Raw genomic sequence first — 22,791 nt, 5'->3', positions numbered from 1 at the left:
GCACGACCCGGAGCCCGTCCACGAGGACGAGGGTGACATCCGAGGGTTTACACCCGAGGCGGTTGCACCTGAGGTGGTTGCACCCGAGGCGGTTGTAGCGGTTATACCTGAGCGGACATCAGAACTGCAGCGCCCAGGAGTCGATCCGCCCCACATCCCGCGCCGCGTGGTCACTCACCCTGAGCTTCCACACGCCGTCGGCCGTCTCGGAAGAGGCGTTCACCGTGTAGGTGGTGTTGATGTTGCGCGCACTGCCGCCGGAGCCGTACCTCTTCAGGGTGTACGCCGTGCCGTCGGGGGCGATCAGTTGCACCCGAAGGTCGCCGACATATGTGTGAACAATGCTCACAGGCACGCGCAGCGACGACGGCGCCTTCCCGGAAACACCGCTCACAGTGATCGGTGACTCGACCGACGCGTTGTCGGAGATCGCGAAGTCCACGGTGCTCTCGAAGCGCCGGGCGGACGGGGCTGTCGTCCCGCCCCGGCCCACGTTGAGGAGGCGGTTGGGCGAACCCGTGCCGGGGCTGGTGACGACGCCGGTGGTCGCGGAGTTGACGAGGGCCGTCTGGACGGCGGCGGGCGTGGCGGAGCGGTGGCCCGCCAGATAGAGCGCGGCGGCTCCGGCGACGTGCGGGGTCGCCATCGACGTGCCCGAGAGGGTGTTCGTCGCCGTGTCGCTCGTGCGCCAGAGCGAGGTGATGAGGGAGCCCGGGGCGAACAGGTCAAGCACCGTGCCGTAGTTGGAGTATCCGGCCCGGGCGTCGGCGCTGGTGGTGGCGCCGACGGTGATGGCTTCGGTGACGCGGGCGGGCGAAGTGGTGGACGCGTTGGTCGCGGCGTTGCCTGCGGCGACCGCGTAGGTGACGCCGGAGGCGATGGAGTTGCGGACGGCCGCGTCGATCGCGGTGTCGGCGGGGCCGCCGAGGCTCATGTTGGCGACGGCCGGCTTGACGGCGTTACCGGTCACCCAGTCGATGCCCCCGACGACCTGCGCGGTCGTCCCCTCACCGGAGTTGTTCAGGACCCGGACACCGACGATCTTCGCCTTCTTGGCCACGCCGTAGGCCGTGCCGGCGACGGTTCCGGCGACATGCGTGCCGTGACCGTGGCCGTCCTGCGCCGTGTTGTCGTTGTCGACGGCGTCGTAGCCGTTGAAGGCGCGGCCACCGAAGTCGCGGTGCGTGATGCGGACACCGGTGTCGATGACGTAGGCGGTGACGCCCTCTCCGGCGGTGTCGTCGTAGGTGTAGCTCCGGTCGAGCGGGAGCGCCGCCTGGTCGATGCGGTCCAGGCCCCAGGAAGGCGGGTTGGACTGGGTCGCGTCGATCGAGAACGTGCGGTTCTGGACGACGGAGTTGACGGCCGGGTCGGCGGCGAATCGCTTCGCTTTGGCTTCCGTGGCCTTGATCGCGTAGCCGTTGAGGGCCCGCGTGTAGGTGCGCTCGATGGTCGCGCCGTACGTCTTGGCGAGAGCCTTGCCCTGATCGGAGCCGGCCTTCGCGAGGTCATCCTTCAGGATCACGATGTAGCTGTCCTTGATGGCGCCCGACGCGCCCGCGTACTGGATCCGGCCTTCTGGTTCGGGGTCGGCGGCGCTCGCGGCAAGTGCCGGGAGGAGAGCGAGAACGAGTGCCGCCGTGGTCGCACCGGCCAGTCTTCGCCGGGTCTGACGCATCACTGCCATCTGAGGGACCTTCCTCGATCGGTGGTGCGGAACGGCCCGTGCACGCCTGACGCCCGCGCGCCGGAGAGCCAGAAGGGCATGGGCATGCCGATGCAGGATTCGCACGGGCCACTGTTGCATAAATATGGTCATACTTTGCGTATCCGACGCCTCCCCTGTGCGCCAGGAGAAGGATTGACGGAGCCTCAGGAACAGCTCCGGGTCAGCTCGGCAATCGCTCCGGATCAGCTCGGCAATCGCTCGGGAACAGCGCGGGCCTGCGCATGAACCCGACGTCCCCGCCCCGCCTCAGTCATGACTCTCCGTCACCGACCGGCACAACTACGCTGCGGCCATGACACCTCTGCCGGACTGTTACTGCCCTTCCGACGGCACGCGCGTCCCCACGGGCTCGCTCGCCTGGTGCTGCCCGGCCTGCCGCGGCCCGCTGGACCTGGACTTCGCTCCCACGCCCGCCCCGCTCAAGTCGCTGGCCGGACGGGTGAACTCGCTCTGGCGGTACGCGGAGTGCCTGCCCCTGTCGGCCCCCTCGACGTCCCTGGGCGAGGGCCGCACCCCGCTCGTGGAGCTGGGGGACGGCGTCTCGGCCAAGCTGGACTTCCTGATGCCGACGCTGTCGTTCAAGGACCGGGGCGCGGTGGTGCTGGCCGAGCTGGCGCTGCGGCTGCGGCCTCGCCAGGTGCTCGCCGACAGCAGCGGCAACGCGGGCACGGCGATCGCGGCGTACTGCGCACGGGCCGCACTGCCCTGCACGGTGTACGTTCCCGCCGGTACGTCGGCCAAGAAGCTGGAGCAGATCCGGGCGCACGGCGCGCGACTGCACGTGGTGGACGGGGACCGCGAGGCGACCGCGCGGGCGGCCCGGGAGGCGGCGGACGAGGAAGGCGTCTTCTACGCGTCGCACGTCTTCAACCCGTACTTCCTGCACGGCACGAAAACGTACGTCCACGAACTGTGGGAGGACCTCGGCGGCCGCCTCCCCGACGTGATCGTGGTCCCCGTCGGCAACGGCACGCTGCTGCTCGGCGCCTCCCTCGCGGTGACCGAGCTGCACGCGGCGGGGCTGATCGACCGGCGGCCCGCCCTGTACGCCGTCCAGTCGGCGGCGGTCGCCCCGCTGGCCCACGCCTGGACCGAGGGCGCCGACGACCTGGTCGGCCGGACCCCGATGGCGCCCACTCTCGCCGAGGGCATCGCCATCCCGCACCCGCCGCGGGCCCGGCAGATCCTGCGGGCGGTCAAGGAGTCGGGGGGCGGATTCCTGACGGTGACGGAGGACCAGATCCGGCACGCGCAACGGGACCTGGCGTCGCGGGGACTCTACGTCGAGTCCACGGGCGTGGCCTGCTGGGCTGCCGTACGGGAGGGGGCACTCGGGGACCGTACGGCCGTGGTGCCGTTGTGCGGGGCGGGGGTGAAGTCGGGATTGGCGGACGGCTGACCGCCCGCTCCCCGATCCCCGCTCCTCGATCCCGGCAGCCCTCGGGCCTCGGGCCTCGGGCCTTGCGCCTCGGGGCTCAGTCGTCGAAGGCCGTCGCCCTGGTGCGCTGCTCCCAGGGAGCGATGTCCTCGCGCACCTGGTCGAGGTGGCCGAGGACCGCGCTCACGCCGTCGTCCCCGAGCGGCAGCCGGAGCGGAGTCCGCTCGTCCTCCAGCGCGGCCAGGATGAGGGCCGCCGCCTTCGCCGGGTCCCCCGGCTGGGTGCCGTCGCCTCCGGCGACGAACCGCCGCGTCTCCCCGACCTTGGCGTACACGCCACTGTCCGCGCTCACCCCGGCCCGGGCGGTGTCGAACAGGGCAGTGCGGAAGGCGCCCGGCTCGACGATCAGCACCTTGATGCCGAAGTCGCGCACCTCGTCCGCCAGCGCCTCGGACATGCCCTCCAGGGCGAACTTCGTCCCGCTGTACGCGGAGAAGCCCGCGAAGGACATCTGCCCGCCCACGCTGCTCATCTGCACGATCGCGCCCGAGCGCCGTCGCCGCATGTACGGCAGCACGGCCCGCACCAGGGCGGCGGGGCCGAGAACGTGCAGGTCGAAGAGCGCCCGGAGCTCGGCGTCGGTGGTCTCCTCGAAGGCACCCACGTGCGTGCGTCCCGCGTTGTTGACCAGGACGTCGATCTGCCCGTGCCGGGCCACGACGCCCCGTACGGCCGCCTCGACCGCCGCCGTGTCGGTGACGTCCAGGGACAGCGCCTCCACCCGGTCCGGGTGGGCGGCCACCAGGCGGGACAGCGCGTCGGTGCGCCGCGCCGCACCCACGACCACGTCACCGGCTGCGAGCGCCGCCTCGGTGATCGCCCGCCCGAACCCACTGCTCGCGCCCGTCACCAGCCACACCCTGTTCATGACCACTCCTCGTTCATGACCGCTCCCTCGTCCACCGTTCCCTCGCCCGTCGGCTCTGGTCGGCGTCGAAAAAATTTACCCAAAACCTATTGACTCGGGACATATGCCGTGGAGAGTGGTTACTAGGCCACAACACCGAAAGAGTCACAAAGTCGGCAAGGACGTCTAGTCGGCGGAGCGACTTGGACAGGATGTGGTTTAGGCCCCCGGCAAGCCGGCGCGATACCGAGGCGACAGTGACGACTGAAGCTTCAGGACACGTGCAGCACTACCGGGGACTGTTTTTTGCCCTCGGCAGCCAATCAGGAACGGGGTCCGCCCCGTTCCTCGTGCGCCCGGCTTGGTCGCTTGCCCGGCCAGTGATCACGTGCCGGACCAGTGACGCGGCTACCGGGGGCCGACGCCGAAACCACCCAGGCCAAGAACGACCTGATCGCCGACCACCACCTACGCCTCCTGCTACCTGGCGTCGGGCGCTTCCCTACCCAAGAGGCTTCCCAAGCCATCGCTGAGCTATTCCGCACGTCACCCCGCGTGACTGGATTCAGCCGAACATCCCGCGATACGCATGGCTCGGGCTGGACGCCCCCACCAGCGGTTCCGTCACGGTGAACGGCCGGCGCCGCGTCCGGCGCCGGGCGCCGCTGCGGGAGGTCGGCGGCCTGCTGGAGGTCGGCGGCCTTCCCTCGAAGGACACCGCCCCGAGGAACTCCTCGCCGGCATCCGGGCTGTCGCCGACGGCGTCGCCGTGATCGCGCCTGCCGCCGCCGGCCGCCTCCTGCACGAGTTCGTCCACCCCTCGCCGACGACCCCGCCAAGAGCCCCGCGATTCGGCGTCCTCACCTACCGCGAACGCGATATCCCGGGTCGCCATCGGCAAGGACGCGCACAGGCGGAATTCACGCGATGCGCTGGACTTCGAACTGCCCGCCAGAGGGCACCTGTCGCTTTTCGCGCAACTGCCGTACCCGCCGGGGCTTCCTCCCGGAACGCGAGCAAACAGTACTGAGATCTCACCGTTCAGCACTCCAGTGGGCGTTCTGTCGTTGTCGGCTGCGCCGGGGTTCCACAGCACCTGGTGATCGTGCGGGCCCGCACGGTTTCGCCGGCCGGCCACTGTGCTGGAGGGCAGCACCTGGCCGGGTTCCGCTGAATGCCCGGGGTCAGTTCTCCGTTCCCGCGGCCCAGAGCACGGTGTCGCCGGACTTGATCAGAACGTTTCCGTCGGCCTGGAACACGAGGACCGCTCCTGGGTGGCCATTGGTCCGCGAGGCCCACAGGGGCTGCCCGTCGCTGTTGTAGACGACCAGATTGCCGTCCGGCTGGAAGCGGGCGGAGTTGCCCTCGCCCTTGGTCATCGCAGCCCAGCGCGGCTTGCGATCCTGGTCGTAGATCACCAGGTTGCCGTCCTCCTGCATGACCAGGGTCCTGGCCCCGGCCTCCACTGACTCTCCTGTGGCCAGCTCGAACGTGGCCTGTATGACCTTGAGTGCCGCACCCGGCTCCTGCGGCTCCTGGGCCGAGGCAGACGGCGTCCCGCCCGCGGTCGCCGAGGCAGACGGCGTCCCGCCCGCGGTCGCTGAGGCAGACGAGCCCGACGGCCGTCCCTGCGCGGACGGGGAGGACTCGGCCGAGGAACGCTGCGTACCGAAGTGGACGGCGGCCGCCACGGCCGCCACGACCGCGAACGCGGCGATGGCCGTGGTCAGCAGCCAGGCGGGCCGGCGACGCCAGCCGAGCTCAGCCGGGGCGGCGAGTACAGGGTCGGGACTCATCAACGTTGGTGACAGGTCCTGACCAGCGGGGGCCTTGACGGCGTGGTGTTCGAGGTCGACCACGGTGCGCGCCGCATGCTCGGCCTCGGTCAGTCTGCCGGTGAGAGCCGCGGGGCATTCCTCGGGCCAGCGCCCGATCCGGCCGCCGATCTCCGCCAGCCATCCGCGCAGCTGGGCCGCGGTCGGGCGCTCGTCGGGGTCCTTGGCCAGACACTCGGTGAGCAGCGGCACCAGCGACGGGGCGACGCCTGCGAGGTCGGGTTCCTCGTGGACCACTCGGTACAGCAGCGTGGCAGCGGGGACCTCTTCCCCGACGCGCGAGAAGGGGCCGCGCCCGGTTGCGGCGTAGACCAGCAGGGCGGCCAGTGAGAAGACGTCCGCGGGTGCCGCGGCGACACCGCCGACGGCCTGGTCCGGCGCGAGAAATCCGGGGGAGCCCACGGAGACACCGATGTGGGTGTGCCGGCTGTCGTCGGCGGCCCGTGCGACACCGAAGTCGATCAGGCGGGGACGGTCGCGTGCCAGCAGGACGTTCCCGGGCTTGAGGTCCCGGTGTGCGAGGCCGGCCTCGTGCACGGCCTGCATGGCGCCGCACAGTTCGGCGGCGAGTGAGAGCAGCGCGGTGTGCGGCAGCGGACCATGGGCCGTGACCCATTCGCCGAGCGACGGCGCGGGCACATACTCGGTGGCCAGCCACTGCGGGCGCTGGCCCGGGGCACTGTAGTCCACGACGGTCACGGTCCACGGCGAACGGACGCGGTCGCTGTTGCGTATCTCGCGGGCGAACCGCTCCTCGAACCCCGGCTCGGAGGTGAGATCGTCGCGGATCGTCTTCAGCGCGAGCAGCCGACCCGAACCCGTACGGGACAAGAACACCTGCCCCATGCCGCCCGCACCGAGCCGGCCGAGCAACGGATAGCCGCCTATGGACGTCGGGTCCGAAGGCTGAAGGTTATTCATGACGACTGTTCCCCGGAAGTGTGCAGGAGCGCTCGAATTACGCGCTGGGCCTTTACTTGATACTGACGAGCAGGATGGTCCGCGCCCGCAAGTATGCCGGACGCGTTCGCCCTTCGCTTTTCTTTCCGACTGATTGACACCGACAAGTTGCCGCGCCTGGCCGGGAATTCACGGAAAGCTTTCCTGCTGCTGCCTTGGCCTCCGCCGGCGCGAGCGTGGCCCCGGCGGGGAATCCGCCGGGGGGCCTCTGTCTGAGACGCCGAGTTGGAGCGCTGCCGAACTCACCGTACGGCGGCTCACCTGGAAGCACGGCCAAGACCATACTCTGGTCATCACAGCGCGCATGGAACTTGCCGACCTCACTGGGCATAGCGGTGACGTGCGCGGAGCTGCCGAACTGTACGACCGTCTCGGCCGGGACTGCAGCACCTGGTTCGATGGCCTGTGTTCGAGAACCTGAAGTACTGCCCGTCGGGTCCTGGCCTTCCCCTGCGTAAACTCCACTTCGAGCGCCCAGCATCAATCCGGCATGAGAGCGTTAACCCAGTACGGACGGTCCTGCGGTCAGTAGTGATAGCGGGCTACGAGGATCACGATCTCCTTGTCCGTGACCAGGTAGACGAGGCGGTGCTCGTCATCGATCCGCCTCGACCAAACCCCAGGCAAGTGATACTTGAGCGGTTCGGGCTTGCCGATCCCCGTGAAAGGGTCTCGCTTGACGTCCTCGATGAGCTTGTTGATCCGAGCGAGCATCTTGCGGTCGTTCTTGAGCCAGGACGTGTAGTCCTCCCAGCCCTGACCCTCGAAGACGAGCCTCACTCAGCGCCCACAGCAGAGTCCACCGCATCCGGATCAATCAGCTCGCGCTCCGACACGTTGATGTTGCCCAGGGCATTCTCGTACGCCTTGAGCAGTCGCCGCGCGTTCGCAGGCGAGCGCAGCAGGTACGAGCCCTCACGCAGTGCCGCGTAGTCCTCGGCCGAGACGAGCACAGCGTTGCCATGCTTGGACACGATCTCGATGGCCTCGTGATCGTCGTTGACCTTCTTGATCAGCGGAAAGAGAGCCTTACGGGCTTCGCTCGCAGTTATCGACATGGGTTGACTCCCTCCATCGAGTGGTACCGAATAACGTACCACTAATGGCCGCCCGAAGCGGCGTTAAATGAGTGACAACCCGTCAAAAATCCCAGCACCTTCCCGGCACGGGAAGGAGCGAGGGGCTCGACTCCGATGAGTCAAGCCCCTCTGACCTGCGCATTAAACAAAGCCGACGTGGTGGATTTGCGCCTACACGTTGAAGCGGAACTCGACCACGTCCCCGTCCTGCATGACGTAGTCCTTGCCCTCCATGCGGGCCTTGCCCTTGGCGCGGGCCTCGGCGACCGAGCCCGTTTGCACGAGGTCCTCGAAGGAGATGACCTCGGCCTTGATGAAGCCCTTCTGGAAGTCGGTGTGGATGACACCGGCGGCCTCGGGGGCGGTGGCGCCCTTCTTGATGGTCCAGGCGCGGGACTCCTTGGGGCCGGCCGTCAGGTAGGTCTGCAGGCCGAGGGTCCTGAAGCCGACGTGGGCGAGGGTGGCGAGGCCCGGCTCCTCGGCGCCGACCGACTGGAGCAGCTCCAGCGCGTCCTCCTCGTCGAGCTCGGCGAGGTCCGCCTCCAGCTTGGCGTTGAGGAAGATCGCCTCGGCGGGGGCGACCAGGGTGCGCTGCTCGTTCTTGAAGTCCTCGTCGACCAGTTCGTCCTCGTCGACGTTGAAGACGTACAGGAACGGCTTGGTGGTCAGCAGGTGCAGGTCGTGGAGGAGCTCCGCGCGCTCGCTGCCCTGGACGATGCCATGGGCGAACAGCGTGTCGCCGCTGTCCAGGATCTCCTTGGCCTCCTCGACGGCCTTCACCTTCGGGGCGATGTCCTTCTTGATCCGCGACTCCTTCGCCAGGCGCGGAAGGACCTTCTCGATGGTCTGGAGGTCGGCGAGGATCAGCTCGGTGTTGATCGTCTCGATGTCGTCCTTGGGCGAGACCTTGCCGTCGACGTGCACGACGTTCTCGTCCTTGAAGGCGCGGATGACCTGGCAGATCGCGTCCGACTCACGGATGTTCGCCAGGAACTTGTTGCCGAGGCCCTCGCCCTCGCTGGCGCCGCGCACGATGCCCGCGATGTCGACGAAGTCGACGGTCGCCGGGAGGACCCGCTGGGAGCCGAAGATCTCGGCCAGCTTGGTCAGACGGGGGTCGGGAACGCCCACGACGCCGACGTTCGGCTCGATCGTGGCGAACGGGTAGTTGGCCGCCAGCACGTCGTTCTTGGTCAGGGCGTTGAACAGGGTCGACTTGCCGACATTGGGCAGACCGACGATTCCGATCGTGAGCGACACGTTGCGACTTCCCGTACGTGAGGACTGAGCAGCTGACTTGTCGGGCCCGGGTCCTTCTGCGTTCAGCGTGGTGCGTTCCTGGGTGCGCGGGCCGATCCACCAGTCTACGGCGTAGCCGCGCCCGCCCCGGCGGCCGTATCGAACGCTTGGCCAAGCTCTGCTCAACCGCGTGTCAGAGCGGCCGTTCAGCACATAAACCGACCTAAGTTGGTCCGGTGGAGCAACACAGGACGCGTCCCCCTCGGCCCCGACCGCGCCGTGACACGCCCCTTCCGCCCCAGACGGGCAGAGCGGGGGCCGCTCCGGGACGGTCGGGCAGTCCGGGTAGGCCGGGCAGGCCGGGCAGGCCGGGCAGGCCGACGGGGCCGGCAGGGCCGGCGGACGCCCGGTGGCCAGGAGCGGACGCCGCCCGGTTGCCTGAGTGGCCGGCGGCCGACGCCCGCAGTCCGGGCGCGGGCGCGGGCAGAGGGGAACCCGGCACGCACGCGCGCGGGCATGCGGAGGCCGCGCAGGTGCCCGGCGCCGATGTGCCGGGGCGCGCTCCGGGCGTACGGAGGCCGGTGGGTCGGCTCGTGGCCCCTGCGGTCCGAGCCGTACGGCGCATGCCGAACCCCCGGCTCACCAGGCTTGGGGGCGGACTGTTCTGTGGCGCGGCGATGGTCACCGTCGGCTGCCTCGACCGGCTGCTGCTCGGGGCCTCGATGACCGTGTATGGCCTGGTGTTTCTGCTGGTCAGTGCGTTGACCGCAGTCTGGGTGGGGCGGGGTGACCTGGTCACCCCGCCCGTCGTCGTGCCGATCGCCTTCGCCGCCGGGCTGCCTCCCGTCATCGAGAGCGACGGCGGCCTCGCCGGGCACCTGGTGGGCCTGGGCACCGCTCTCGCCACACAGGCGGGCTGGCTGTACGGCGGCACGCTCGTCGCCGGTGCGATCGCGACCGAACGCAAGATCCGCCTGATGAACCGCAGCGGATCCCTCCGTGAATCTCTCCGCGGGTCCCTCGGTAGGTCCCCCGGCAGCGACCCGGGACGCCCCGGCCTCCAGCCGGATACGGGACCTGAAGGTCCGACCCCCGAACCACAACGCCGTCTGGCCCGGGACGCCGTCTGACAGGCATGCCCTCTGGCAGGCACGCCGTCTGGCAGGCACGCTGTACGCAGTCGCGCCGAGCAGAACGCTCCAGCCTTCGGCCGGGGGCTACGCCTTCGCCGCCCGCATCGCCGCTCCCACGATCCCCGCGTTGTTCTGCAGCTGGGCCGGAACGATCTCCGCCCTTATGCCCTCGATCAGCGGCAGGAACTTCTGGGCCTTGCGGCTCACTCCGCCACCGATGATGAAGAGCTCGGGCGAGAAGAGCATCTCGACATGGGCGAGGTATTTCGTGACGCGCCGGGCCCAGTGCTCCCAGGTCAGCTCGTGGTCCTCCTTGGCCTTGGTGGACGCGCGCGTCTCCGCGTCGTGGCCGTTCAGCTCCAGGTGGCCCAGCTCCGTGTTCGGCACGAGGACGCCGTCCACGAACACGGCGCTGCCGATGCCGGTGCCGAAGGTGAGCAGGATGACCGTGCCCCGGCGGTCCCGGCCCGCGCCGAACTCCACCTCGGCGACGCCCGCCGCGTCCGCGTCGTTGACCAGCGTCACCGGCAGTCCGCCGAGGCGCTCGCCGAGCAGGGCACTGGCGTCGAGGTCTATCCATGCCTTGTCGACGTTGGCCGCCGAACGGGTCGTGGTGCCGCCGGTGACCACTCCGGGGAACGTGATCCCGACCGGGCCCCTCCACCCGAAGTGGTCGACGACCTCCTTCACGCCGTCGGCCACCGCGTCGGGCGTCGCCGGGTGCGGGGTCAGCACCTTGAACCGCTCGTGCGCCAGGTCGCCCCGGTCCAGGTCCACGGGAGCACCCTTGATCCCGGATCCACCGATGTCCACGCCGAAGATCTGCATGGCCCTACGTTACGACGTACGACGGACAGTGACGTGCCGACCCCGGGCCCACGTGATGCAACCGCGCAGAACCCTCACTTCTCGACGACGTCCCGGCCCGTGCGCTCCGCCACCAGGCTCGCCGCCTCCGCACGCAGGTCCTTGCGCAGTTCCTTCGGCAGGGAGAAGACGATCGACTCCTCGGCGGCCTTGACGAGCTCGACGTCAGCGAAGCCGCGCTGCGAGAGCCACTCCAGGACCTCCTCGACGAGGATCTCGGGCACCGAGGCGCCCGAGGTGACACCGACCGTGGAGACGCCCTCCAGCCAGGCCTCGTCGATCTCGTCGGCGAAGTCCACGAGGTACGCCTCGCGCGAGCCCGCGAGCTTGGCGACCTCGACGAGCCGCTTGGAGTTGGACGAGTTGCGCGAGCCGACGACGATCACCAGCTCCGCTTCCGCGCCCATCTGCTTCACGGCGAGCTGACGGTTCTGCGTGGCGTAGCAGATGTCGTCGCTCGGCGGCGAGACGAGCAGCGGGAACTTCTCCTTGAGCGCGCCGACCGTCTCCATGGTCTCGTCCACGGAGAGCGTGGTCTGGGAGAGCCACACGACCTTGGACGGGTCGCGGACCTCGACCTTGGCGACGTCCCCGGGGCCGTCGACGAGCGTGATGTGGTCCGGCGCCTCACCGGAGGTGCCGATGACCTCCTCGTGGCCCTCGTGCCCGATCAGGAGGATGTCGAAGTCGTCGCCGGCGTACCGGATGGCTTCCTTGTGGACCTTGGTGACCAGGGGGCAGGTCGCGTCGATGGTGGCGAGGCGGCCGCGCTCGGCCTCCTCGTGGACGGTCGGCGCGACGCCGTGCGCGGAGAACATGACGATGTTGCCCGGGGGAACTTCCTCCGTCTGCTCGACGAAGATCGCGCCCTTCTTCTCCAGCGTCTGCACGACGTACTTGTTGTGGACGATCTCGTGGCGGACGTAGATCGGGGCCCCGTACTGCTCCAGGGCCTTCTCGACGGCGATCACGGCGCGGTCGACACCCGCGCAGTAGCCGCGGGGGGCGGCGAGGAGGACACGGCGGCCAGGCGAAGCAGTCATACGCACCATCGTAAGGCCGCGCCGGGCGGGCCGAAGTTGGCGGGGCAGCGCGGGCGGGAACCTTCTCCTGCGGCTACCGGTTCACGCCCCGGGAGCAGCCGGAATGTCAGTCGCCCCCACTACTCTCGGGCGCATGGCACTGACTACGTCCGCGGACGCCCCGCTGCCCGTCGGCGAGGTGTCGCGGCTCATCGGAGGGTGGATCGACCGGCTCGGCGCGGTGTGGGTCGAGGGGCAGATCACCCAGTTGTCGCGGCGCCCGGGTGCGGGCGTCGTCTTCATGACGCTGCGCGACCCGTCGTACGACATCTCCGTGAGCGTCACCTGCTACCGGCAGGTGTTCGACGCGGTCGCCGACATCGTGAGCGAGGGCGCGCGCGTCGTGGTGCACGCGAAGCCCGAGTGGTACGCGCCGCGCGGGCAGCTGTCCCTGCGCGCCGCGGAGATACGGCCGGTGGGTGTGGGTGAACTCCTGGCGCGGCTGGAGCAGTTGAAGAAGTCCCTTGCCGCGGAAGGGCTGTTCGCGCCCGAGCGCAAGAAGCCGCTGCCCTTCCTGCCGCAGCTCATCGGGCTCGTCTGCGGGCGGGCATCGGCGGCCGAGCGGGACGTGCTCGAGAACGCCCGGCACCGCTGGCCGGCCGTCCGCTTCGAGGTGCGCAACGTCGCGGTGCAGGGCGTGCACGCCGTGCCGCAGGTCGTCCAGGCCGTCAAGGAGCTCGACGCCCTCGACGACGTGGACGTGATCATCGTGGCGCGGGGCGGCGGCAGTGTGGAGGACCTGCTGCCGTTCTCCGACGAGCAGCTCATCAGGGCCGTGGCGTCCTGCCGTACGCCGGTCGTGTCGGCCATCGGGCACGAGCCGGACAACCCGCTGCTGGACCATGTGGCCGACCTGCGCGCGTCCACGCCGACCGACGCCGCCAAGAAGGTCGTGCCGGACGTCGGCGAGGAGTACGAGCGGGTGCGCTGGCTGCGGGACCGCGGGCGGCGCTGCGTCGAGGCGCTCATCGAGCGTGAGGAGCGGGGGCTGGCGCATGCGCTGGCCCGCCCTTCGATGGAGGACCCGCACCGCATGGTCGACGAGCGCGCGGACCAGGTCGCCGCGCTCGCCGACCGGAGCCGCCGCTGCCTCGGCCACCACCTGGACCGCGCCGACTCGGAGCTGGCGCACACCCACGCGCGCGTGGTGGCCCTCTCCCCGGCCGCGACGCTGAAGCGTGGGTACGCGGTGCTGCAGAAGGCGGACGGCCATGTCGTACGCGCCCCGGACGAGGTCACGGACGGCGAGCCGCTGCGGGCCCGGGTGGCCGAGGGCGAGTTCACGGTACGAGTCGACACATAGGGTGAGGGACATGACCAGCAGCAACACGAGCGAGACCAGCGAGGCGCTCGGGTACGAGCAGGCGCGGGACGAGCTGATCGAGGTCGTCCGCCGCCTGGAGGCGGGCGGTACGTCCCTGGAGGAGTCCCTCGCCCTGTGGGAGCGCGGCGAGGAGCTGGCCAAGGTCTGCCGGCACTGGCTGGACGGTGCGCGGCGACGGCTGGACGCGGCGTTGGCCGAGGAGGAAGAGGAGGAAGGTCCGGAGGCGGGCGCGGAGGGCGCGGGCGCCAAGTGACCGGCGCTGTGCGTTTCCGTCCCCCGGGGACCCCGCGCCGGCAGGATCTGCCACTGCCGACGGCGCCGAGCACATCTCCTGGCGGTACACCTGGGACGGCGGCCAGTGGGCCACCGGGTGTCCGTACTGCCCGCCGGAGTCGAACAGCCACTTCCTGACCGGCGCGGGCACCCTGGCCTACGTGAGGTGGGGCGGCGAGTACTGACCTGAACATCCTTGTCGGCCCCCGGTCACGATCGGGGGCCGACGCGCGCGCCCACGCACGTCTCACTCCGTCTTCAGCGCCTCCGCCATCTCCGTCAGACGGGCGAACGGTGCCGACCCCGTGACCACCGTCGTCACCCCCTGGCCCTCCAGGACGAGGGCGTCGTAGCGCTCGCCCTCGTAGCGCCGCCACACCTGGTCGCCGATCTTCTGGGTGGACGTCTCCTCGGCGCGCTGGGTGGCGTCCTCGATGAAGGTGGACGGTTTCTGAGCGGACTGCTCGACGGCCACGTACTGACCATCGGGGTCGTGGAAACCGAGGTGCCAGGCGTCGAAGTTGTCGCCCTGGAAACGGACCGAGGTCGCCTTCCAGCTCTGGGGCAGGCCCTCGGGCGCGGCCACCGGATAGGACGCCGCACGGCGTGCCGTCAGGAGCTCGACGCGGTAGTCGACCCGCTTGAGCTCGGGAGGCGTTTCGTCGTGCGGAACGAAAAGATAGATGACGCCGGCCGCCAGCACACTGACCCCGAGGGAGAGGACCATGTTGCGGACCGTCTGCTTGCCATTCTTGCCTGCCACGCCCTCATCGTCGCAGGTGCACCGGTCTGCTCATCCGTGGGGTCCCCTGCTCGTTTTGTCGGTCTGGCGATAGAGTCGATCCGAACCCTCATACGGCCGTCGTCGTATCAGAAAGGTGCGCTCCGATGACCGAGAACCATCATCTGCCGTCCGAACTCGAGGTCCCGTCCGAGGCCCCCGACCGCAACCTCGCCCTGGAACTGGTGCGCGTCACCGAGGCCGCCGCCATGGCCGCCGGCCGCTGGGTCGGGCGCGGAGACAAGAACGGCGCCGACGGTGCCGCCGTACGCGCCATGCGAAGCCTCGTCTCCACCGTGTCGATGAACGGTGTCGTCGTCATCGGCGAGGGCGAGAAGGACGAGGCCCCGATGCTCTTCAACGGGGAGCGTGTCGGAGACGGGACCGGCCCCGAGTGCGACATCGCCGTGGACCCGATCGACGGTACGACCCTGACGGCGAAGGGCATGACGAACGCCATCGCGGTGCTCGCGGCCGCCGACCGGGGCACCATGTTCGACCCGTCGGCCGTCTTCTACATGGACAAGCTGGTCACCGGGCCGGAGGCCGCCGACTTCGTCGACATCAACGCGCCCGTGTCCGTCAACATCCGGCGGGTCGCCAAGGCCAAGCGGTCCGCGCCCGAGGACGTCACGGTCGTGATCCTCGACCGGCCCCGCCACGAAGGGCTCATCAAGGAGGTCCGGGAGACCGGAGCGCGCATCAAGCTGATCTCCGACGGCGACGTCGCGGGCTCGATCCTGGCGCTGCGCGAGAACACCGGCATCGACCTGCTGCTCGGTATCGGCGGTACACCCGAGGGCATCATCTCGGCCTGCGCGGTCAAGTGCCTCGGCGGCACCATCCAGGGCAAGCTGTGGCCGAAGGACGACGCGGAGCGGCAGCGCGCCGTCGACGCGGGCCACGACCTCGACCGCGTGCTGACGACGGACGACCTGGTCTCCGGTGAGAACGTCTTCTTCGTGGCCACCGGCATCACCGACGGCGAGCTGCTGCGCGGTGTGCGCTACCGCGCGGAGACCGCGACGACCGACTCGATCGTCATGCGGTCGAAGTCCGGCACGGTCCGCCGCATCGACTCCGTGCACCGGCTGAGCAAGCTGCGCGCGTACAGCTCGATCGACTTCGAACGAGCCAAGTAGCTCCGCCGGTTTGGACGTTGGGAACTGCGGACCGTGGGTCACATCGGGTAGTCCGTGGCTGGTCGCGCAGTTCCCCGCGCCCCTTACGGGGCACCCCTGTGCGGAGGGGTGCCCCTTGTTCTGGAGGAGTCCGGAGGAATCCCGAGGAGTCCGGAGGAATTCAGGACGCGGCAGCCACGCGGCTCGCCGAGGCCGCCTTCTTCAGCTCCAGCTCGCGGCGGCGACGCCGGGCCAGAACCACACGGCGCTCGGCGGCGGTGAGGCCGCCCCAGACGCCGTACGGCTCGGGCTGCAGCAGCGCGTGCTCGCGGCACTCGACCATGACGGGACAACGGGCACAGACCCGCTTCGCCGCCTCCTCGCGGGAGAGCCGGGCCGCGGTGGGCTCCTTCGACGGGGCGAAGAACAGTCCGGCCTCATCGCGTCGGCACACCGCCTCCGTGTGCCAGGGGACGTCCTGATCCCTGTCTCGCGCTGGCACCCGCTGGGACGGAACAGCAGCGACCTGCAGGGACGAATGGGACGGTTGCAGCACGGTCTACTCCTGACGACGGCTTCGCGAGCGAGAGACGATGCAGCAAGGCCTACCCGTTGTGCGCGGGCCTAAGCGTGGAGTTCCGAACCGCTGGGTTCCGAGGGCGACATGGAGCGAAAGACAGTGAGTACAGGGCCTTCCGAGGCGAAAGAGATTCGCGAACGTCAACGATCCAGGTGTTTGCGCAAACTGCTGTCGACCTTGCGCGTGACGCGGTCGAGCAGGTCGGCGATCACCTTGCCCCGCTTGGGCCTCGCCTCCACGCTGCCCAGCACGGCCAGCCCGTCCACATAGACCACGGGCGCATCGGGCTCCCCCGAATCCAGCGTGTCCACTTCGAAGCTGCCGAGGACGCCGCCACCGCTGCCCCGCAGCGAGACGTTCTCCGGGACGCGGACCTCCACGCTGCCGAATATCGAGATCGCCTTGATCATCACCTGGCGGTGCTCGAAGAGCGCCTCGCTGAGGTCGATCTCGACGCTGCCGAATATCGCGTACGCGTGGATGCGGCGGCCGGCCCGCCAGCGGCCCCTGCGCAGCGAGGAACTGAAGATCGCCACCAGATGCTCGTCGGGGTCGACCGGAATCGCGCCCGGCGAGGGCCGGCTGGGCGCCGCCGCGTACGCGGCCGCCCTGCCGTTGTGGGCGGCGGGCAGGTCCCGTATGAACACCTCCAGCTCGCCAACCGTCTTGGCGGCGAGCACGCCCTCGACCCGCTCGGCGTGCTCGTCGGCGGTGAGGCGGCCCTCGGCGAGGGCGTCGCGCAGGATGTCGGCGATGCGGTCACGGTCGGCGTCCGAAGCGCGCAGTTCGGAAACGCGCGCTACGGTGACCGGCTGCTGGGCGCTCTTCTGAAGGTCCACGGCAGCAGCGTACCGAAACGCGATAGATCGCGACTACCCCTCGTCCGGGCCTGTGGAAAACCCGTCCTGTTTCCCAGCCTGTGGAAAACCCCGGTTCTCGCACTGAGCCTTACCTCACAGGCTCCCTGTCGGCGGCAGGTTCTACGCTGGTGAGGCCTGCCGGTGTCGGCGGGCGGCCGTCTGCCGAGTGAGGAATGGGCTGAGATGCCGCGTAGTTCCCCCCCATCCAACCCTGAGTTCGCGTACACCGATCTGCTCCCCATGGGAGAGGACACCACCCCGTACCGGCTGGTGACGTCCGAGGGTGTCTCCACTTTCGAGGCCGACGGCCGCACGTTCCTCAAGGTGGAGCCGGAGGCGCTGCGCAAGCTCGCCGAGGCGGCCATCCACGACATCCAGCACTACCTGCGCCCGGCCCACCTCGCGCAGTTGCGCCGCATCATCGACGACCCCGAGGCCTCGGGCAACGACAAGTTCGTGGCGCTGGACCTGCTGAAGAACGCGAACATCGCGGCGGCGGGCGTCCTGCCGATGTGCCAGGACACGGGCACGGCGATCGTGATGGGCAAGCGCGGTCAGAACGTGCTGACCCCGGGCGCCGACGAGGAAGCGCTGAGCCGCGGCATCTTCGACGCGTACACCAGGCTCAACCTGCGCTACTCCCAGATGGCTCCCCTCACCATGTGGGACGAGAAGAACACCGGCTCCAACCTCCCGGCCCAGGTCGAGCTGTACGCGACGGACGGCGGCGCCTACAAGTTCCTCTTCATGGCCAAGGGCGGCGGCTCCGCCAACAAGTCGTTCCTCTACCAGGAGACGAAGGCCGTCCTGAACGAGGCCTCCATGATGAAGTTCCTGGAGGAGAAGATCCGTTCGCTGGGCACGGCCGCCTGCCCGCCGTACCACCTGGCGATCGTCGTCGGCGGCACGAGCGCGGAGTACGCGCTCAAGACCGCGAAGTACGCCTCCGCGCACTACCTGGACGAGATCCCGGCCGAGGGCTCGCCGCTCGGTCACGGCTTCCGGGACAAGGAGCTGGAGGAGAAGGTCTTCGAGCTCACACAGAAGATCGGCATCGGCGCCCAGTTCGGCGGCAAGTACTTCTGCCACGACGTGCGGGTCGTCCGCCTCCCCCGGCACGGCGCGTCCTGCCCCGTCGCCATCGCCGTGTCCTGCTCCGCCGACCGCCAGGCCGTCGCGAAGATCACCGCCGAGGGCGTCTTCCTGGAGCAGCTGGAGACGGACCCGGCGCGCTTCCTGCCGGAGACGACGGACGAGCACCTCGACGAGTCCTCCGACGTGGTGAGGATCGACCTCAACCAGCCGATGGACGCGATCCTCGCCGAGCTGACCAAGTACCCGGTGAAGACCCGTCTCTCGCTCACCGGCCCGCTGGTCGTGGCCCGCGACATCGCGCACGCCAAGATCAAGGAGCGGCTGGACGCGGGCGAGGAGATGCCGCAGTACCTGAAGGACCACCCCGTGTACTACGCGGGCCCGGCCAAGACCCCCGAGGGCTACGCCTCCGGCTCCTTCGGCCCGACGACCGCCGGCCGTATGGACTCCTACGTCGAGCAGTTCCAGGCCGCGGGCGGCTCCAAGGTGATGCTGGCCAAGGGCAACCGCAGCAAGCAGGTCACGGACGCGTGCGGCACGCACGGCGGCTTCTACCTCGGCTCCATCGGCGGCCCGGCCGCCCGTCTCGCCCAGGACTGCATCAAGAAGGTCGAGGTCGTCGAGTACGAGGAGCTCGGCATGGAGGCCGTCTGGAAGATCGAGGTCGAGGACTTCCCGGCGTTCATCGTCGTCGACGACAAGGGCAACGACTTCTTCCAGGACCCGGCGCCGCAGCCGACGTTCACCAGCATCCCGGTGCGTGGTCCCGGCCTGGCGTAGTACGTGGCTCACGCGCCCCTGCTGGCCCGAGGCCGGCGGGGGCGCCTGGCGGTGGCGTGGCCCTCACCGACAAGTGACCGTGGGGGGGCGGTGAGGGCGGTGACGAATGCCGACCAGGCCGGCCTACCGAAGACCAGCGCCGGGCCGTGAGGGGTTTTCGAGTCCCGTACTGGGACGGCGTACGGCTGGTTGTCGAGCACTTCGAGGCAGCTGCCCTCGTCGCCGCCGCTGTAGGACGACTTGCGCCAGCCGTCCAGCACGGAAGCATCGAGGATTATGTGCTGCTCATTCATGGTGGCCGTAATCCTTTGCGATCGACCGCATCAGGGCGAGTGACTCCTTCTGCGGCAGGGAGTCTCCCAGCACGAGATGGTAGGTCGCCTGGAAGCGCTCGACCAGGGCAGGTTCGTCGTGCACCGTGCCCGTGTGCAGTGCTTCGACGTAGACGACGGGCGGCTGGTCTTCGAACCACATCAGCGAGACCATGCTCACCATGAGCGGGTGGCCGCCCAGGCTGAGCGGCACCACGTGCACTCGGACTCGCTCACCCTCCACCAGCCTTACGAGGTGCATGATCTGGTCCGCCATCACCTCCGGGCCGCCCACTGGTCGCCGCAACACTGCCTCGTCGATCAGGGCCCAGACCACAGGGTTAACGGGATCGGTGAGGATCCGCGCCCGATCGAGCCGTGTGGCGACAGCCCTGGCCCGCTCCTCCTTGCCCAGCGGAGGGTACGCCGCGTCCCGCAGCACAGCATCCGCGTACGCCTCCGTCTGAAGGATCCCAGGCACGAACGACAGCGCGAACTCCCGGATCACCGAAGCCTGCTGCTCCAGCGCCAACGCCGCCTCAAAATGCGCCGCCACCGGCCTCCGGTCATTCCCCGGACGAAAACTGCACAGCGCCCCGCGCGTATTGAGCACCTCGTCCAGCCTCCGCGCATCCTCCTTCGACGGCACCCGCCGCCCCGCCTCGATGTGCGCGATGTGCGAGCGCGTCATGATCGCCGCGTCCGCCAGCTGCTGCTGCGTCATCCCCGCAGCCTCCCGCTACTGCCGAAGCCAGTCCCCGTAGGCCGTCGTCCCCATGCGGCACCCCCTGCCATCAGTTCAGACACTCAGCGCATTCATTCACTCACGCTCAGGTAGGCGAAGCCCGGAACATCCCCACCGCCCCGTTTGCTATAGCCGGCATGAGCGAATACCGCATCGAGCACGACTCCATGGGTGAGGTCCGCGTCCCCGCCCACGCCAAGTGGCGGGCCCAGACCCAGCGTGCCGTCGAGAACTTTCCCATCTCCGGCCAGCACATCGAACGCTCCCACATCGAGGCACTCGCCCGGATCAAGGGAGCTGCGGCGAAGGTCAACGCCGGGCTCGGGGTGCTCGACGAGGACGTCGCCGGGGCGATCCAGCAAGCGGCCCAGGAGGTGGCCGAGGGGAAGTGGGACGAGCACTTCCCGGTGGACGTGTTCCAGACGGGGTCCGGCACCTCGTCCAACATGAACACCAACGAGGTCGTCGCCACGCTGGCTAGCGAGCGGCTCGGCAGGAACGTGCATCCGAACGACCACGTCAACGCCTCCCAGTCGTCCAACGACGTCTTCCCATCCTCCGTGCACATCGCCGCCACCGCCGCCGTCACCCGGGACCTGATCCCCGCCCTGGAGCACCTCGCCGGCGCCCTGGAGCGCAAGGCCGAGGAGTTCGCCGACGTCGTCAAGTCGGGGCGCACGCACCTCATGGATGCCACCCCCGTGACGCTCGGGCAGGAGTTCGGGGGATACGCGGCCCAAGTCCGGTACGGCGTCGAGCGGCTCACCGCCTCACTCCCCCGCCTCGCCGAACTGCCCCTCGGCGGCACCGCCGTGGGGACCGGCATCAACACCCCGCCCGGATTCTCCGCCGCCGTCATCGAGGAGGTGGCCCGGGCCACGGGGCTGCCGCTGACCGAGGCGCGGAACCACTTCGAGGCGCAGGGGGCCCGGGACGGGATCGTCGAGACCAGCGGGCAACTGCGGACCATCGCCGTCGGGTTGACAAAGATCTCCAATGACCTGCGGTGGATGGCGTCGGGCCCGCGGACCGGGCTCGCCGAAATCCGGCTCCCCGACCTCCAGCCCGGGTCCTCGATCATGCCCGGCAAGGTCAACCCGGTGATCCCGGAGGCCGTCCTCATGGTCTGCGCTCAGGTCATCGGCAACGACGTGACCATCACCACCGCGGGTGCCTCCGGGAACTTCGAGCTCAACGTGATGCTGCCCGTGATCGCCAAGAACGTGCTGGAGTCCGTCCGCCTGCTCGCGAGCGCCTCGCGGCTGCTCGCCGACCGCACCGTCGACGGGATCACCGCCGACCGCGAACGGGCCCGCGAGTACGCCGAGTCGTCACCGTCCGTCGTCACCCCGCTGAACAGGTACATCGGGTACGAGGAGGCCGCGAAGGTGGCCAAGAGGTCGCTGGCCGAGCGGAAGACGATCCGGGAGGTCGTGCTGGAGAGCGGGTACGTGGAGCGCGGCGACCTCACCGTCGAGCAGTTGGACGAGGCACTGGATGTCCTGCGGATGACGCGGCCGTAACCGATTCCCGCCATGGCGTCACCTTCTCGGCCGTGAACGGCCAGGCTTGTGCACTCGGTCGTTCACACCTCGTCGCGCTCCCGACCGTCCCCTACGACAGGACGGTCACGGGTCGCATCCACCCAGCCCCGGCAGATGTCAGGGGGAGGGTGCGGGTGCGGTGACGAACACCCACGCCGAGCGCGCGCGGTCGCGCACGTTGACCCCGGCGACGACATCGGCAGGGCGTGGGGGCACCTCCCGCTCGAGCGAAGTCGAGAGTGGGGGAGAGCCCGCACCGACGACAGCGGAAGTGATCCCGGGCAGGCCGGTTGGCCCGCTCGGTATGCCCGCAGCGCGGACAACGCTGCGAGGTGCAGGCCGCATCCACTTCCAGAAACGGCACTCCGGTCTTGCATGCCTTGTAAACCAGGTGCTGCCCGAGCTGGTGGAAGGGCCACAAGGAGAGGGTGCCCCGCTGGTCGCGGCGAAGCCGTACCCGCTCACGGATCCCGCCCAGTTCCTCGACGGCGATGCCGCGACCGGTGCTCCCCCACGCTCGGCTTCGCTCGCGCGGGAGGTGCCCCCATCGCGACGGACACAATCTCCTTGCTGATGCGGTGGTTCACGTGGGTGGCATGACGCTTCTCCTTCAGCGCGCGGCGGGCGAGACGGCGGGTGGCCGAGCGGGTCTGCCTGGACTGCAGTTCTGCGCGTTTGCGGGCCTGCCGGCGCCGGTAACGGGACAGGTGGCGGCCCTGGTAGTTGCTTCCGTCGGACGTCGTGGCCAGGTTCACGATGCCCCGGTCCACGCCGATGAAGTCGACCGGCTCATACACCTGCGGGTCGGGGATCTCGCAGGTGGCGATCAGGAACCACTTCCCGCCCCGCTGCACCAGATCGCGCTCTCCCTTGCGGTAGGCCACGAGCGTCTTGAGCTGGTCGGGTGAGCAGGCGAGCCGGATCCCCTTCATCCGCCCGTCCACCGTCCAGATGGAGACGGTCCGCGCGTCGTACTGCCAGGACAGGCAGCGGTCGTCGAACGGCTGCGCCGCATCCGGACGGAAGCTGACGGGCGAGCCGATCGCCCTGCGGTACCGCTTCGAGGTGGATACGCCGAGGTTTCCGGCCCGTAGGTTGGCCTTCAAGGTCGCGTAGGCGTCGACAGCCTTCTTCACCACCCGCACCGCCGGCTACGCGGAGCCCGAAG

22 protein-coding genes and 2 pseudogenes are annotated in these 22,791 nt (G+C 69.4%); 8 read left to right on the top strand and 16 right to left on the bottom strand.

All coding sequences use genetic code 11. From position 1 onward, the window contains the following. Positions 1-118: 118 nt before the first annotated feature. Positions 119-1,687, bottom strand: a complete 1,569-nt coding sequence (locus tag E0500_RS15345; RefSeq protein ID WP_131561638.1) for a S8 family peptidase — start codon at positions 1,685-1,687, stop codon at positions 119-121. Positions 1,688-2,021: 334 nt separating this feature from the next. Here E0500_RS15345 and E0500_RS15340 point away from each other — a divergent pair, with 334 nt between their 5' ends. Then, on the top strand, positions 2,022-3,128 hold the full coding sequence (locus E0500_RS15340; RefSeq protein ID WP_131561640.1) for a threonine synthase: 1,107 nt from the start codon (positions 2,022-2,024) through the stop codon (positions 3,126-3,128). A 76-nt stretch (positions 3,129-3,204) separates the two neighbouring features. Here the strand turns inward: E0500_RS15340 and E0500_RS15335 are convergent, their stop codons facing one another. Further along, entirely contained in the window at positions 3,205-4,035 is an 831-nt protein-coding gene (locus E0500_RS15335; RefSeq protein WP_131561642.1) for an oxidoreductase, read from the bottom strand. A 572-nt stretch (positions 4,036-4,607) separates the two neighbouring features. On the opposite strand from E0500_RS15335, the pseudogene E0500_RS43860 reads away from it, so the two are divergent. Continuing rightward, a pseudogene (locus E0500_RS43860) lies at positions 4,608-4,706 on the top strand (ABC transporter ATP-binding protein); the annotation flags it as partial. Between the two features lie 492 nt (positions 4,707-5,198). On the opposite strand, the gene E0500_RS15325 reads toward E0500_RS43860, so the two are convergent. The 4 genes from E0500_RS15325 to ychF form a co-directional block, all read right to left on the bottom strand. After that, positions 5,199-6,770, bottom strand: a complete 1,572-nt coding sequence (locus tag E0500_RS15325) for a protein kinase domain-containing protein (RefSeq protein WP_131561644.1) — start codon at positions 6,768-6,770, stop codon at positions 5,199-5,201. Between the two features lie 564 nt (positions 6,771-7,334). Next, entirely contained in the window at positions 7,335-7,589 is a 255-nt protein-coding gene (locus tag E0500_RS15320) for a Txe/YoeB family addiction module toxin (protein WP_131561646.1), read from the bottom strand. Continuing rightward, complete coding sequence (locus tag E0500_RS15315; protein ID WP_131561649.1) at positions 7,586-7,867, bottom strand: type II toxin-antitoxin system Phd/YefM family antitoxin; 282 nt, start codon at positions 7,865-7,867, stop codon at positions 7,586-7,588. Before E0500_RS15315 ends, E0500_RS15320 begins: the two co-directional genes overlap by 4 nt. Positions 7,868-8,059: 192 nt before the next feature. Next, positions 8,060-9,148 carry a redox-regulated ATPase YchF gene (gene ychF / locus E0500_RS15310; RefSeq protein WP_131561651.1) on the bottom strand — a complete coding sequence of 363 codons (1,089 nt, stop codon included), beginning with the start codon at positions 9,146-9,148 and terminating at the stop codon, positions 8,060-8,062. A gap of 413 nt (positions 9,149-9,561) precedes the next feature. On the opposite strand from ychF, the gene E0500_RS15305 reads away from it, so the two are divergent. Then, on the top strand, positions 9,562-10,257 hold the full coding sequence (locus E0500_RS15305) for a DUF6542 domain-containing protein (RefSeq protein ID WP_399119227.1): 696 nt from the start codon (positions 9,562-9,564) through the stop codon (positions 10,255-10,257). A gap of 87 nt (positions 10,258-10,344) precedes the next feature. On the opposite strand, the gene ppgK is transcribed toward E0500_RS15305, so the two are convergent. Together ppgK and E0500_RS15295 are read right to left on the bottom strand one after the other, a co-directional pair. Then, positions 10,345-11,088, bottom strand: coding sequence for a polyphosphate--glucose phosphotransferase (ppgK, locus tag E0500_RS15300; protein ID WP_131561653.1), 744 nt, complete (start codon positions 11,086-11,088; stop codon positions 10,345-10,347). Between the two features lie 74 nt (positions 11,089-11,162). Then, positions 11,163-12,179 carry a 4-hydroxy-3-methylbut-2-enyl diphosphate reductase gene (locus tag E0500_RS15295; protein WP_181587010.1) on the bottom strand — a complete coding sequence of 339 codons (1,017 nt, stop codon included), beginning with the start codon at positions 12,177-12,179 and terminating at the stop codon, positions 11,163-11,165. A 124-nt stretch (positions 12,180-12,303) separates the two neighbouring features. On the opposite strand from E0500_RS15295, the gene xseA reads away from it, so the two are divergent. Then, positions 12,304-13,512, top strand: coding sequence for an exodeoxyribonuclease VII large subunit (xseA, locus tag E0500_RS15290; RefSeq protein ID WP_131561655.1), 1,209 nt, complete (start codon positions 12,304-12,306; stop codon positions 13,510-13,512). A 10-nt stretch (positions 13,513-13,522) separates the two neighbouring features. Continuing rightward, positions 13,523-13,786, top strand: a complete 264-nt coding sequence (locus E0500_RS15285) for an exodeoxyribonuclease VII small subunit (protein WP_131561656.1) — start codon at positions 13,523-13,525, stop codon at positions 13,784-13,786. Between the two features lie 267 nt (positions 13,787-14,053). On the opposite strand, the gene E0500_RS15280 is transcribed toward E0500_RS15285, so the two are convergent. Continuing rightward, positions 14,054-14,569 (bottom strand): DUF4245 domain-containing protein, encoded by a 516-nt coding sequence (locus E0500_RS15280; protein WP_131561657.1) that lies wholly within the window; start codon positions 14,567-14,569, stop codon positions 14,054-14,056. A gap of 125 nt (positions 14,570-14,694) precedes the next feature. Between E0500_RS15280 and glpX the strand changes: the two genes are divergently transcribed. Beyond that, the gene (gene glpX / locus E0500_RS15275; protein ID WP_131561658.1) at positions 14,695-15,729 is read left to right on the top strand and encodes a class II fructose-bisphosphatase; all 1,035 of its coding nucleotides are present in this window, start codon (positions 14,695-14,697) and stop codon (positions 15,727-15,729) included. Between the two features lie 160 nt (positions 15,730-15,889). On the opposite strand, the gene E0500_RS15270 is transcribed toward glpX, so the two are convergent. Continuing rightward, positions 15,890-16,264, bottom strand: a complete 375-nt coding sequence (locus E0500_RS15270; protein WP_131561659.1) for a WhiB family transcriptional regulator — start codon at positions 16,262-16,264, stop codon at positions 15,890-15,892. Positions 16,265-16,428: 164 nt separating this feature from the next. Beyond that, positions 16,429-17,127: a DUF1707 domain-containing protein gene (locus E0500_RS15265; protein WP_131561661.1), complete on the bottom strand. Its 699-nt coding sequence runs from the start codon at positions 17,125-17,127 to the stop codon at positions 16,429-16,431. A gap of 204 nt (positions 17,128-17,331) precedes the next feature. On the opposite strand from E0500_RS15265, the gene E0500_RS15260 reads away from it, so the two are divergent. Next, positions 17,332-19,023 (top strand): fumarate hydratase, encoded by a 1,692-nt coding sequence (locus E0500_RS15260; protein WP_131561663.1) that lies wholly within the window; start codon positions 17,332-17,334, stop codon positions 19,021-19,023. A gap of 8 nt (positions 19,024-19,031) precedes the next feature. Here the strand turns inward: E0500_RS15260 and E0500_RS15255 are convergent, their stop codons facing one another. From E0500_RS15255 to E0500_RS44975, 3 genes and pseudogenes are all read right to left on the bottom strand, one after another. After that, a complete protein-coding gene (locus E0500_RS15255; protein WP_131561665.1) occupies positions 19,032-19,316 on the bottom strand; it encodes a DUF397 domain-containing protein in 285 nt (94 codons plus the stop codon). Further along, a complete protein-coding gene (locus E0500_RS15250; RefSeq protein WP_309505224.1) occupies positions 19,309-19,890 on the bottom strand; it encodes a DUF5753 domain-containing protein in 582 nt (193 codons plus the stop codon). Before E0500_RS15250 ends, E0500_RS15255 begins: the two co-directional genes overlap by 8 nt. Positions 19,891-19,938: 48 nt before the next feature. Beyond that, positions 19,939-20,061, bottom strand: a pseudogene (locus tag E0500_RS44975) (helix-turn-helix domain-containing protein); the annotation flags it as partial. 155 nt (positions 20,062-20,216) lie between these two features. On the opposite strand from E0500_RS44975, the gene E0500_RS15245 reads away from it, so the two are divergent. Further along, positions 20,217-21,602 (top strand): aspartate ammonia-lyase, encoded by a 1,386-nt coding sequence (locus E0500_RS15245; RefSeq protein ID WP_131561667.1) that lies wholly within the window; start codon positions 20,217-20,219, stop codon positions 21,600-21,602. A 91-nt stretch (positions 21,603-21,693) separates the two neighbouring features. Here the strand turns inward: E0500_RS15245 and E0500_RS43850 are convergent, their stop codons facing one another. Beyond that, entirely contained in the window at positions 21,694-21,987 is a 294-nt protein-coding gene (locus tag E0500_RS43850; RefSeq protein WP_309505064.1) for a zinc ribbon domain-containing protein, read from the bottom strand. Between the two features lie 97 nt (positions 21,988-22,084). Then, positions 22,085-22,759 carry a transposase gene (locus E0500_RS43845; RefSeq protein ID WP_309505063.1) on the bottom strand — a complete coding sequence of 225 codons (675 nt, stop codon included), beginning with the start codon at positions 22,757-22,759 and terminating at the stop codon, positions 22,085-22,087. Positions 22,760-22,791: the final 32 nt, after the last annotated feature.

The organism is Streptomyces sp. KM273126 (assembly GCF_004337435.2).
Lineage (GTDB): Bacteria > Actinomycetota > Actinomycetes > Streptomycetales > Streptomycetaceae > Streptomyces > Streptomyces acidicola.
This window is presented reverse-complemented; position numbering and strand designations above follow the sequence as displayed.